12 protein-coding genes are annotated in these 13459 nt (G+C 34.0%); 2 read left to right on the forward strand and 10 right to left on the reverse strand.

What is annotated here, in order from left to right; translation table 11 throughout:
* Nucleotides 1-8: 8 nt before the first annotated feature.
* The 10 genes from J2S19_RS18180 to J2S19_RS18225 form a co-directional block, all read right to left on the reverse strand.
* Nucleotides 9-986 carry an aldo/keto reductase gene (locus tag J2S19_RS18180; RefSeq protein WP_307344677.1) on the reverse strand — a complete coding sequence of 326 codons (978 nt, stop codon included), beginning with the start codon at nt 984-986 and terminating at the stop codon, nt 9-11.
* A 148-nt stretch (nt 987-1134) separates the two neighbouring features.
* Nucleotides 1135-1752 carry a class D sortase, LPxTATN-specific gene (gene srtD, locus J2S19_RS18185; protein WP_307344679.1) on the reverse strand — a complete coding sequence of 206 codons (618 nt, stop codon included), beginning with the start codon at nt 1750-1752 and terminating at the stop codon, nt 1135-1137.
* A 222-nt stretch (nt 1753-1974) separates the two neighbouring features.
* A complete protein-coding gene (locus J2S19_RS18190; protein WP_307344681.1) occupies nt 1975-3639 on the reverse strand; it encodes a hypothetical protein in 1665 nt (554 codons plus the stop codon).
* Between the two features lie 386 nt (nt 3640-4025).
* Nucleotides 4026-5096: a GGDEF domain-containing protein gene (locus tag J2S19_RS18195; RefSeq protein ID WP_307344683.1), complete on the reverse strand. Its 1071-nt coding sequence runs from the start codon at nt 5094-5096 to the stop codon at nt 4026-4028.
* A gap of 166 nt (nt 5097-5262) precedes the next feature.
* The gene (locus J2S19_RS18200; RefSeq protein ID WP_307344685.1) at nt 5263-6612 is read right to left on the reverse strand and encodes a F390 synthetase-related protein; all 1350 of its coding nucleotides are present in this window, start codon (nt 6610-6612) and stop codon (nt 5263-5265) included.
* On the reverse strand, nt 6605-7456 hold the full coding sequence (locus J2S19_RS18205; protein WP_307344687.1) for an MBL fold metallo-hydrolase: 852 nt from the start codon (nt 7454-7456) through the stop codon (nt 6605-6607). Before J2S19_RS18205 ends, J2S19_RS18200 begins: the two co-directional genes overlap by 8 nt.
* Complete coding sequence (locus tag J2S19_RS18210; RefSeq protein ID WP_307344689.1) at nt 7446-8438, reverse strand: NAD-dependent epimerase/dehydratase family protein; 993 nt, start codon at nt 8436-8438, stop codon at nt 7446-7448. The genes J2S19_RS18205 and J2S19_RS18210 overlap by 11 nt, the downstream gene beginning before the upstream one ends.
* A 1-nt stretch (nt 8439) precedes the next feature.
* A complete protein-coding gene (locus J2S19_RS18215) occupies nt 8440-9600 on the reverse strand; it encodes an ATP-grasp domain-containing protein (RefSeq protein ID WP_307344691.1) in 1161 nt (386 codons plus the stop codon).
* Nucleotides 9590-10582 carry a beta-ketoacyl-ACP synthase III gene (locus J2S19_RS18220; protein WP_307344693.1) on the reverse strand — a complete coding sequence of 331 codons (993 nt, stop codon included), beginning with the start codon at nt 10580-10582 and terminating at the stop codon, nt 9590-9592. The genes J2S19_RS18215 and J2S19_RS18220 overlap by 11 nt, the downstream gene beginning before the upstream one ends.
* A 309-nt stretch (nt 10583-10891) precedes the next feature.
* On the reverse strand, nt 10892-12082 hold the full coding sequence (locus J2S19_RS18225; RefSeq protein ID WP_307344695.1) for a DUF418 domain-containing protein: 1191 nt from the start codon (nt 12080-12082) through the stop codon (nt 10892-10894).
* Nucleotides 12083-12233: 151 nt separating this feature from the next.
* On the opposite strand from J2S19_RS18225, the gene J2S19_RS18230 reads away from it, so the two are divergent.
* Together J2S19_RS18230 and J2S19_RS18235 are read left to right on the forward strand one after the other, a co-directional pair.
* Nucleotides 12234-12944, forward strand: a complete 711-nt coding sequence (locus J2S19_RS18230) for a response regulator transcription factor (RefSeq protein WP_307344697.1) — start codon at nt 12234-12236, stop codon at nt 12942-12944.
* Nucleotides 12941-13381, forward strand: coding sequence for a hypothetical protein (locus J2S19_RS18235; protein ID WP_307344699.1), 441 nt, complete (start codon nt 12941-12943; stop codon nt 13379-13381). Before J2S19_RS18230 ends, J2S19_RS18235 begins: the two co-directional genes overlap by 4 nt.
* Nucleotides 13382-13459 lie beyond the last annotated feature (78 nt).

Raw genomic sequence — 13459 nt, forward strand, 5'->3', positions numbered from 1 at the left:
CTACAATTTTATGGGAGCTTTTCACCACGTGAGGCAGTGTACAAAGTGTACCATTCTTCTCTCGTCATCAATTCAGCTTGACGAATAGAGTCCTGGCAATTTTTAATTCGTTCTGGATTTGTTGTACCTATAACAGGTTGGATTTTAGCAGGATGTTTCATTAGCCATCCAAGTACAATCGCTTCTTGAGAAGTTTGTTTTTCTTCAGCCATTTGACGAACGAGATTTTTCGTAGTGATATCTGCTTGTGATTGATTGTTCACATCTCTTCCTGAATACAGACCATAAGCTAACGGTGCCCATGCTTGTAATTGGATGTTTTCGAGGCGACAGTGCTCAATAATCCCATCCGCAAAATTGATGGATGTTCCTGCTTTTTGGTTAACTAATATCCCTTGCTCAAGCCAATCTATCCTCTTTAAACTCATTTCCAGTTGATTCACAATAATCGGCTCTTTACTAAATGATCTTATAAATTTCATTTGTGCTGCACTCATATTTGATACGCCAACATGTTTTACTTTACCGGCTGACTTTAAATAGTCAAATGCTTCCGCCACTTCCTCTGGCTCTATTAACGGATCTGGACGGTGCAACAATAAAATATCGAGATATTCTGTCTGAAGACGTTTTAAAATACCATCTACCGACTTGATGATATGCTCCTTTGAAAAGTCAAAGCGGTGTGGTGCATGTTCACTCGGAAACCGAATTCCACATTTTGACTGAATTATAATCTTTTCACGTAGCTGTGGTTGATTCTTTAAAATATCTCCAAATATTTTCTCTGCTTTTCCCATCTTATAAATGTCAGCATGATCAAACATACTTATCCCGGTTGATAAAGCGGCATCAATTGCCTTTTCAGCTACTAATATATTCTCTTTCGTAATTGACTGATTGTCCCATCCACCTCCAAATCCCATACATCCCAAAACAAGCCTGCTTGAAGATATTCCTCTTTCTTGTAAAGGCATTTTTCTCATTCTATACTTCCTTTCTTTTTTAAAGCTGTTTTATAAAAGAGCCTTTTTTAAAATAAACATTGGTTTTAATAATTCTCATTTACACCACATTTATCATACAATTAAAAAAGACTGATAACAATAATCAGCCTTTAACTACATATAATCTTTATTCTAACTCAGCCTGGATAATATACCGGTCTGGTGCAGCACCTATATAATCAAAGGGATAGCACGTCGTTAATGTCAACGTAGGTTTGTCTTTTTTCACAATGACAGTCCGATCTTCTTCATCAGTAATCCAAATATCTTTGATGATATATGTATAAGAATCCTCATCATAATCGACGTTAATTGTATCTCCCTTTTCTAAGTTACCGAGCTCAGTAAACACAGTATCACGATGTCCACTTACAACGGTGTGTCCACCTGTTTCATTTGGTATAGTAGTCCATTTACTAACGTACATACCTACACCTTTTTCTAACGTTGAGTCATCTGTATTCCAAAAAACATCAAAATTAGAATTAATTTTAGGTATTTCGAGGTTGGCAATTTTTTCTCCATCTTGATAATCGTATACTAAGGTTGATGTACCTTTAGATGAATTCTCTTTTTCTAAAGCCTTTTTAGGTTGTAATTCTGTATTCTTTACAGTTACTGACTTAGAATGGTCAATTGCCTGAACGGATTGCTTACTTTCATTCCACTGATATAAATTCCATACTGAATAAGTAACACCACCAATTACTAATACAACAGCAAGTAAGCCAATTAATCGGGACATTAATAACCCTCCCAAGAACAAAAGCGCTAAAAGCTGATGTAGAGCGCTTATCCACAGTTCAAGAATTTTATAAATTTCAAAATAATAGAAGAATAGAAAGGGTGACTCAAAACGAAGGGACAGACCTCACAAACACTAAACATAGATTAAAAATACTCACATTCTAACAAACCATGTGTTTGTGTGGACAGACCCTTCCTGAGTTACCCTCTCGTTATTTTTTTATTGAAATAATTTCTTTCTTACAGCGAGTACTGCTGCACCAAATGCTGCAATCACTCCACCCATTAAAGCTCCAACAGGGTTAGTTCCTGCGGTTTTAGGTAGTTTGCCACCTTGTTCATCGTCACTATCTCCGTCTACTGGAGTAACAGTTACGTCTTCATCTGGTTTTTCACTGCTTTGCTTGTCGTTTCCTTTATTTTGACCTTTTTCCTGGTCATCTTTTGTAGAATCGGTGACTGGTTTATTAACTACAGGTTTTACCCCACCGTTATTTTGTTCTTTATCATCTTCAGTATTGTCATCCTCAGGTTTGTCGTTTCCTTGGTATTTCACAAGTTCAATTGGAGTAGTAAACGAGTCAATTTCTTCATTTCCACTGTATAAACTTATTTTTACCTTCAAGCCTGTTAATTGGTTAAAGCCTAACTCACTTTTACCAAATGCCGAGAAAAATCCTTGGTATCCATTAGCTCTTTCAAGTAACCCGATGTCAACTGTAGCTGTGTTTCCATTCCATTCAATATCCATTGAGCTTGAACCTAGACCAAGGTCAATCCCACCATCTAGGAAGCCATCTAATCCATCAGGAACTTCTCCTTCTTTATAACCATCTGGTTTTTGAATCGTCACACCATTAGGAACGATATACTCAATTTTTACATTATCTATATTTTCCGTGGTTAGATTATGTAATTTGAAACCAAATTGCATGGCAAATTGATTCTTCTCTAAACCTGGATGGTCAACAACTGCTTGTGCTCTTCCTTCGAAATATGTTGTTTGGTTCATCGAAGTATAATCGATCGAACTTGACCCAGAGATTTCTCCAATCGGAGCATAACCTCCCTGTGAAATGTAAACTGCTGTTATAGTAGGACTTACTTCTTGAACTGAAGTTTTGCCGATTACAGGGATATTAAGTGATATATCTTTCGTTTCACCTGCTCCAATTTTTCCAACAGGTAATGCAATAGCTGTTTTATCTCCAACATTCAATAATTCGAAGTTTTCAGGTGTCTCCGCTGTATCCAATACCATAATATCACTAGGGATATCAAAGGATGTATAGATGTCCGAAATTTCTTGTGAAGAGTTGTTTGTAACAGACGCCTTAAGCTCTAATGTATAGTACCCTTTTTCTTTATCATATTCAGAAACTCCACCAGATACAAATGCCTTCATTTGCGCAACGATATCTTCAACCGTTAATTCAGGTTGTTCATCATTTTCGTCCTCAACCTTTTCTTCGTCTTCATCAACTGGTACAGCTTGTCCATCATCTTGACCTGCTTCATCATCTTGAGCAACTTCTTCTTGACTTTGGTCATTTTCTACTGGAACTTCATCTGTATTTTCTTGATTATCGCTTTGTTCATCTGTCGCAGAATCAGTTTGTTCAGAATCGTTTGTTTCGTCTTCTACTAATTCCTCGCCTGATGAATTTTCTTCAGTAGAGTTTCCATCTTCATTTTCAACAACCGTATCCTCTTCATTTTGATCCGTTGTTAATTCAGCAGACTCTACCCCATTTTCAGTTGTTTCTACTTCAGCTTCGACGATAGTTTGTTGATTTTGATTCTCATTGTTTTCTTCTGCTGCTGCAACTCCTGGAGCTATTGCTACCGCTAATCCTATCGTGACAATTGATGCCTTTTTTAACAAAAAATCCACTCCCCTTTAAACATTTTTCAGTAGCTATATCAAACTCAAAATACTAATTATTTGGATCAATTCTTAATGTTCAAACCCTAGTAATCTATTTTGAAAGGTAGCTACATACTTCTCACATTATATTAATGGATGAAGATTATTTATATCAATCTATACAAGGAGAAATGAAACTTTTGACATACTTAGGAAATAGTCACAATTACAGGAGTATGAATATGTTTCTTTTTTCGTTAAAGCTATTATTTTAGGGATTTTCTAGCTTATCATTTACATTTACTTTTTATTAAAAATAGAAAAAAATAGGAGTTAACTCCTATCAATATTTCCACCCGTAACTTTATCGTCCTTTAGTATCAAATCGTATATTTTCTTTATGCTTAACAATTGCAGCATACTCTGTTTCTGCCGCTTTTTTTCGCCTCATATAAAGCAATATCTGCCCGTCGAATGATATCTTCTTTAGATTCATCAGCAACATGATTAATCGTAACACCAATAGATATAGATATATGAATTTCTTTTAAATCCGGTAAGATAAATTTATGATTTTCCACCTTTTTTCTTATTTCTTCACCAACAAGTACAGCGGTAGAACATTTCGTGTTCAATAATAATATTGAGAACTCCTCCCCTCCAATTCTGAACACTTTCTCTTGTTCCGGAAATGCCCCCCTTAAAATATTGGCAAACTGCTTTAAGATAAAGTCACCCGCTTGATGTCCATATGTATCATTTATTTTCTTAAAATAATCAATATCTAACAGCATTAATGCAAATTGACCTTTTGCCTTATTAGATAGTTTCAAGTTAGTCATATCATGATCAAATTGTCTCACATTTTTTAAGCCAGTAAGAAAATCGAACGTCGCCTGTTTTTTATACTCATTAAATAAAAAATTTGAATGACTAATATACATGACCAAAACATATGTAAATAAGTTACCAAAAATGGATAAAGACCAATAATAAATGACAATTTGGAGGTAGTTATTAACATCATGTATCCGTATCATTAACAGTCCCGTATATAGCAATGTGCTAACCAATATCATAATGGACCATTTTGATTTATATGTAATCTTTAACTTACTAATTAATCCCAATATAATACCGATAGAAATCGAGGTAAATGCTACTAATAACATCATGGATGATAATGGACTAAATATTAACCGACTAAGCGCAATAATAATTGCACAAATTACACTTGAAGTTAAACCTCCAAAAAAAGCAGCGATAATAATTGCAAGATGGCGTAAATCAATAATCGTTTCCACGTCTACTTGAATACTAAAGGCCATTAATAACGTTCCTAACACACCTGTAAGCAACCCTAAAATTAATCTGTTTTGTTTTGCTGTATTTTCTGAAGTATTTTTAAAGATGACTCCACCAATAAAAATAAATGTAACTAGTATACAAACATGTACAAATAAATCCTGTAACAATCTTAAAGCCTCCTAGGACACTCAATAAGTGATAATATCACAAGTTTAGGCATGATAAAGTAAAAGATACTATTTAGTTAGTATATATAAATTTGTACATGTTTATTTACTCAGAATGTATTATTAGTACATAAAAACAAAAAGACAATTCCAGTTGTTCCATAAATTAATGAATTTTCCCTTCAAACTGCTGTTTTAAGTGACATTCAACTCTTCTCAATTTAGTAGCTGATGGATTTCTATTATAAGCAGAAAAGTGTATGTTAGGCGATTCTAATTGTAGTTGTTCCCACAATTCTAATAATTCCTTAATGATAGATAGTTTTGTGTTATCCTCATAATGACCAGTATTAACCTCAAATTGCACCTCGATTTTCAAAAAATCTTTTTGGATTACTTTATATTCTGAAATATTATCGGAAGCCTTCATTATAGCTCTGCGAATAAAGTCAGGAAAAATAACTTTTATTTGTTTCGAGTTGTTAGTATATCCATAAAACAAATCATCACACCGACCATCAATACGTTCTAAGGCAAGATAGGGAGATCCACACGGACATGCATCCTTTTTCTCTATAAGGAGGTCATTTAGCCTATATCGGATAATTGGTTGAGTTCTCCTTGTAAAGTCAGTAATTATTGGGACAAATATCCCTTTCTCCTGGTCAAGGTATTCCTTTTGGACCACAACCAAATCCTCGTTTATATGTAATGTTCCATATGAACATGTGGATGCTAAAAATCCTTCTGTACATTGATACACTTGGTCGATTTTTAGTCCAAAGACTTTTTCGATATAACCACGGTCAATGTCTTCTAAAACCTCTGCGACTGAAATGATTTTTTTCGGCCTTAACTTTAGTACATTTTCAGTTTGCCATTCAGCTATTTTTCTTAACATCGAAGGAGGGCCAATCAATATTGTTGGCTCTATTTTTTGTAATCTTGAAAGGTGTGAGTTAATATCATCAAATAAATCAAAGTAATGAAAACGAATCCTACCGTTTTCTGTAGAGGAATAAAGGTTATTGTTCGCACGTAAAAAAAAGGCAATCGTATGACGACCAAGTATGCTACCCGGCAATAACTTTGCTAAAACAGCCCCAGACCACATTTCTGACTCTTCATCACTCACTAAAAAAATCCCTCTATTCCCACTAGTTCCTGAGGATAATCCAATTGATATATTTTGTAATTTTGACGAGAAGTCTCTCGTTTTTTCTGCTGAAAAAGCAAATTCTAACGCTTTATTCTTTTTTATTCCTACAGTATTGAATGTATCGAAATTAGCCATCATAATTTCTTTATTTACTACAGGAAGTTTAGCCCAGTTATTGATTTTTATTTCATCCTCGTACCCTTTATAAAGTTCTTGGTAAAATGGCGAAGTGCGTACAACATACTTCAAGTGCTTTGCTATCTTTTTGTTTTGGTAGGTTTCCAGTTGTTCTTTCGTTTTAAATTTACGAAAGTATTTAATGACTAGATATTGTTTTAAAATGTTAAATTTATTCATAGATAATTCCTCGCTTTACCTTTTCACCTGTCCGATAACAATGTGTTGGTACTATATCTATCTCAGGATAACGAGTATGTAAGTCGTTTAATCTCTCGACATTTCTTCTGTATGACTTTTTATCTTCGATGATTATATTTGCCAGCCAATGTGGATATACAAGTTTCTCATACGTATCACTAATCCACACTGCATCTGCAACAAGAAAAACTCTTTTCCCGCTCTTCAAATTGACAAATATTCCAAATTGTCCGATTGCATGACCTGTCAAATCTGTTGCAATCAAACTATTATCATTAAAAATATCAAAACCGATAGTAAACTCACCGTAACTTTTATCCAGCTGTAATTCTATCATTTTATCAATAAAGGAAATTCTAGCTTCAAGGTCATCTGGAAGTAAATCATGTAAACAACCTTTCGTTATTGCATGAAATTTGGATTTCGTTGATATATTTTGATATGCCTTATTAAATGAGAGAATTTTTGCTTCAGGAAAATCCTTTAAACCTGCTGTATGATCTCCGTGAAAATGTGAGAGAATTATATATTTAATTTGACTACGGTCAATTCCATCTTTCTCTAATTGACGTTTGATGGACTTCTCCTCCGAAAAGTATACTGGCGTGATTTTAGCATATGCAGAATACGGAAATGATTTTGTGGCTTCAAAAAAATGCGATGCATATCCTGTATCGAAAAGGATATATCCAATTTTATCGTGTTTTATCAAGGCAACAGTCGCAGGAAACTTCATCTGTTGGTATGAACCTTTTGAATAGATGATTTTTTTACTATGCGTACAATACCCACATTCGTAAAATGATAATGAGCTAACTGTCATGTTCTTCCCACCATTCTATAAACGTATTAATCCCTTGTTCTATCGATACTTTTGGCTGGTAACCTAATTCTAATTTTGCTTTTTCGATTGATAAGGTTTGAGATTGTGATAACAAACTAACTGTATACCGTGTTAATAGTGGTTCTTTACCGTTTAAAAAATGAATAGAACACTTCTCTAAAATTCCAGCAATTAAGAAAGCACTCTTAGCAGATATTTTTATATAGTTAACTTTTAAGCGAAGTAGACTTGTAACATTATCAATTAGTTCATATAAGTCTGCCGTTTCACCATTTGTAATATTATATTTTTGCCCTAACGTTATTTCATTAGAATTAATACAAAGGATAAGAGCGTCAACAACATTATCAATATAGGTTAAATCAATTTCTACAGTTGCATCACCAATTTTAGGGAAAATTCCTTTTTCACATACTTTTATTAGCCGAGGAAGGATCGCATTATCACCTGGACCAAATATCGCACGTGGTCGAATTGTAATCGTAGGCAATCCCTCCATAAATGCTTTATCAATTTCTTGTTCTGCTAAATATTTTGTTTTTGCATAGGCATTGACTGCTTGAGCAGGAATTGAATCTGATTCCTTTACATCTCTTCGTTCATCAAAAGCAAAATAAATACTAGGAGTCGAAACATGAATAAGCCGTTTCACATTGTTTGTTTTGCATCCTTCAATAACATTCATTGTCCCAAGTACATTTGCATTGTAAAAATCGATATATTTCCCCCATGGTGAAGAAAGAGCCCCACAATGAAATACAATATCCTGTTTTTCACACAGTCTTATCATTTCTTGTCTATTTTCGAGGTCTGCCTGTTTAAAAATAATACCATTATTTATAAGTTGATTTCCTACTACATGGTTTCGCCCTATTCCAGTAACAGTGTGTCCGTCTCTAACAAGCCGCTCTGCTAAATGTTTGCCTAAAAAACCTGTTGCACCAGTAACTAACACGTTCAAGTTATTCACCATCCCAATTTATATCGATTGTCGATTGGCTTATTACGTTTAAATTCGATTTTTTGCTTTCTTTCCAAAACTGGTACATACTAATAAATTGATAAAAAAATGGTTTAGGATCATTTTTTCGAAATGTAATATCTTTAAACGAAAAGAGAATCTGAACTATGCGTCTAAAGCGGTTAGGGGATGTTATTTGACTTAATCCGTAAATGCAAATCCCCAATTTAATCGCCTCTTTCCTACCAGATTTCGGAGTAATTTTCTTCGACAGATTGTTTTGAAATATCAAACCTAAATCCTCATCAAATAAGTGTAATCCACTTGTCGTTCTTGGATTACACTCAATTGGAATCGGTACACCATCTTGATTCATAATAAAGTCAAACGAAATTTGTCCAGTAAACGAAAGTTTTTTCACTACTTGTCTAATAAAAGCCTCAATTTCTTCATTATCTATATTTTCGAATGATAATGTTGCACCTAATCCAGCTGTGAATTCAGAACGATAAATCGAATGGGCTACTAATTCACCGTTTTTCGCGATACTATATGAACAATATTGTTCCCCGTCAACCTTCTCCTGAATAATCCACGAAGTTGACGATGTTTTCGGCATTTTTTCAGGTAACTCATCTATATTGTTCAGAAAATGTACTCCATCAGAAAATCGCGAAAACACTTTTTTCAATACAAGTTTCTTAGTTAAAAAGGTAGTCCGAAGATTGGACATGTTGTATGTTTCGGAAAGTAAATATGTTTTCGGTGCTTTTAATCCAATTTCACGGATAAACCGAATGAATTTATATTTATTATGGAGCAAATCCAATTTTACAAATTCATCAACAAACACTTCACAATAACTACTTAATTGTTCTTTAAATTTTGAAATATAAAAAGTTTCTTCACATGTTGGAATTAATAAGTCAATCTTATTTTTCTTTATATATTGTATTAATATTTCTAACCATTGCTTCGTTTCAAACTTTGGTGAAGGATATAAGAAAAACTCCTGAACAGAGTTTGATGTTTTCGTTAAGGCATAAGGAATACTATCTGCTGTATAGACAACCATTCCGGATTCGGCCAATAATCTACAAAAATGCAATGTAACAGGGGCTCTTGCCCCTGTTATTAAGACTCTTTTTGAATTAGTACTCAAGGATGATTCCTCCTATTGATAAGCCTGCAGAAGTACCTAAAAATAGAACTTTATCCCCTCTTTGTACTTTCCCTTGTTTTATCGACTCAAATAAAGCCATTGGAATTGAAGCTGCTATCATATTTCCGTAATTCTCAATAATCGTCATAAAAGAATCCTCATTTACACCAAGTTTTTTACGGATAATCCTCATTGCAGATGCACTTGCCTGGTGTGGTATCACCATTTTGATATCGTCCATTGCAAGATTTGTATCTTTAAATAATTTGTTAATAAATGTTGGCATTATTTTGTACGAAAGCTTAAAAATTGCTTTCCCATCCATATCAAATAAAAAGTCCTCTTTCTTCTGTTCTGAATACTCCCGTGGATGAAGTTTCGTTCCCCCGCCTCTAATTTCTGATAGATGTGCTCCGACACTATATGTCTCCATATGTGATGAAATAATTTTTGATTGACCGTTTGACTTTGAAACGACAACTGCAACAGCCCCATCACCAAATAAGATACTACTTTCATCCTGCTTCCAATTCAGACCTACTGAAGCTATCTCAGAAGAAACAATTAATACATTTTGAAAACGTCCACTTTCTATAGCATAAGAAATCATATCTAATGCAGTAAGAAAACTTAGGCATGTCGAGTTCACATCAAATGAAGGAACTCCAGAATGTTGTAACCCTAATTGCTTTTGGATGAGCGCAGCATTACAAGGTATCGCTTGCTCCATCGTACCACTACCACTAACAATACAATCTACTTCTTCCAGCTTAATAGAAGCATCTTCGATTGCCCTTTTAGCTGCTTCTGCACCCATAAAAGAAGCAGTCTCATCCGTAACAAAATATCGTTTCTTAACACCCGACTTTCTTTCCGACCATCCAGATTTAGCACCTATCAAACTATCAATTTCTGAAGAATATACAGTTCGATTTGGTACATATGTGCCAATTCCACTTATTTTTATATTTCTTTTAAACATAATAGCACCCCATATATAATGATAATCAAGAAAACTTTGATTAGTAAGATTCATATGATGCTATCTTACCGCTTTTTGCTTATTTCGGAAATAATCAATTTTCAACTTAGTTGGTATTACAAATAAAATCGACACAAATAGACAATTGGTCATGTAGCCAATTACCTATTTATGTCGATTTTAATCACTGTAAAATATATGGTCACGTTACTATCTGGATTATGCGGACTGAGCTGCTTTATAATATACGATCGTTCCAGCATAATTATGCTGAAGAAAAACAACCAATTTATCAATCTAATTAAAATACTACATGCTAACTGTTTGATTATTACTTGTTTTACCCTTTGGTGCTCCATTCCATGTTAAATTAGTAAACATTCGTAATAATCTTTCTAATGGTCCAATTCTAAAACACTTTAAATACCAATAGCTTCCAACCATTTGCAACATGTAGATGAGTAGTGAAAGGCCAATGCCTAAACCTACACCTAGTTCACCGAATAAACCGAACCCATAACCGTAAAAAATCGTAGTACATATTACCGTCTGTGATATATAGTTTGTAAACGATAGTCTTCCGACACTCTCAAACATTTTTACAATCATAATCCTTCTTGTACCAATGTACATAAGTGCAAATAGACATATATAACCAAATGATAACAAATTAGCACCAAATATATTAAAGACCATTCCCCAATTACTTTCTGGTAACATGTAAACGATACTTTTTAATATTAATCCAACAGGTATTAAAAAAGCAGCGAAAAGGAAATACCTTTTCTTTTCAATATTTGGTGTAACGAACCATTCTTTTTTCGCACAATATATACCTAATAAAAAAAGTGTAGCAGAAAGCAGTGGTGTCAAAAGCAATCCAAACATAACAAAATATATAGGAAAATCAATTGGTGTCTCATTAAGTCGATGGTCCATAATTTCAAAATAACTACCATTACCGTAAACTTCTATCGTATTTTGTATATAGTCTTCTGTACTCTTTTTTTCAGCTGCAGTTTCAAAATTACTACCACCATAACCTGATAACGGTACTAAACAAAGCAATATAATTGTCCATATAAGTAAAGTCTTTGGTTTACGGTTTAGGAATAAGAGCAGGAAAATTGCCATCACTCCATATAATAATAAAATATCACCTTCCCAAAGAAAAAATGAATGTAATAACCCTACGATTATTAAAAATATCGCCCTTCTAAAGAATGTTCGCTTAATCTTTATTCCTCTTTTTTTCAGACCCTTTTGCATTATGACCATTGAATATCCGAATAAAAATGCAAATATCGGCATGAAACTTCCTTCAATGAAAATCTTTAGCAGATAATATGCGATATGCTCCACTTGACTCAATGTGAAAAAGTCCAAATCATCTTTTCCCCACATTCCATATTGAAAAATTAGCATGTTAGCCATTAAAATTCCGAACAAACTTAAGCCTCTTAATCCATCTATCGCATGAATACGGTTTTGTATACTCATTACAACTCTCCTCTATTCTGTTATGCCCTTACTCTACATGCTGTAGTTTTCCTAAAAGAAACGACTAGTTAACAAGTAAGTAAACTTTTTCAATTTTTGTTCAACTTCTCGTAATGTTCATATGCTAGGATAATTGGAGAGGTGACTTAACTTGGAAATGAAAAAAATACTACTCGTCGATGATGAGCGTTCTATTGTAAAAATGCTCGAAACAGTATTGCGCAAAGAAGGCTTCACAAAAATATATACAGCTTATACCGCAAAGGAAGCACTACATATCCTTAAGGAACATGCAATAGATATAATTGTTTTGGATGTTATGCTTCCTGATGAGAGCGGTTTTGACTTATGTCCGAAAATTAGACAGCTAACAAATGCCTATATTTTATTTTTAACAGCAAAAGTATCTGACTTAGATGTGTTGACAGGCTTTGCAATCGGTGGAGATGATTATGTAACGAAACCTTTCAATCCATTAGAAATCGTTGCAAGGCTAAAAGCTTACTTACGACGGAATCCGATTGATGAACAACAGGCGAATAAACCTTCTCACAATTATGATTTTGGACGTTTTACTTTGCATAGTAATTCAGGTGAATTATTTGTGAACGGTAGGTTAACTCCTTGCCCCGCTCAGGTATATATGTTGCTGCTTTATTTTTGCAAGCATCCGAATCAAATCTTATCAAAAAATGAATTACTTGAAGCAGTCTGGGGCTTTGATCATTATGTCGATGATAATACTGTCGCTGTCCATATTAGGAGAATAAGAGAGCGTATTGAAACGGATCCAAGTAAACCTGAACTTTTACTCACGGTTCGAGGACTTGGCTACAAGCTGGTGAAGGAAAAGAAACAATGAAAAAGCTACGGAATCGACTAATTTTCCATTTCACCTTGCAATTTATTACAATATCTATTGCGATTGCTTTAATTGTAATCGTCTTGTTGTTTATATTACTCAATTACATAGCTAAAGATGAAATGAAACGGAATATTGCTGTTGGAACGTTAGAGGGCATTTTTAACGAGACTGAATTATATGAAGATAAAGCAATCATCCCTAATAATTGGAAAGAAATACTAAAACCTAGACAAATGTGGGTCCAAGTAATAAATAATAATGGCGACGTGATTGGAGAATTTAATACTCCCCGGGACCTACCTAGCAATTATGATATTAGTGATATACTTTCAATCGAGAAGAATCAAGAATTAGAGGGTTATACAGTATTATCAAGACTTGATAACACTTATGAAGAACTTTATTATTTTATATTAGGTGAATCAATTTCGTAAATCTGAGCCCTACGGGCTCAAGGCTTTCAAGCACTAAAAAAAGGAGTACCTCCCCAAAATGTCGAATTTAGTAAGCAC

This window comes from Metabacillus malikii, assembly GCF_030813355.1.
In the GTDB taxonomy this organism is placed as follows: domain Bacteria; phylum Bacillota; class Bacilli; order Bacillales; family Bacillaceae; genus Metabacillus; species Metabacillus malikii.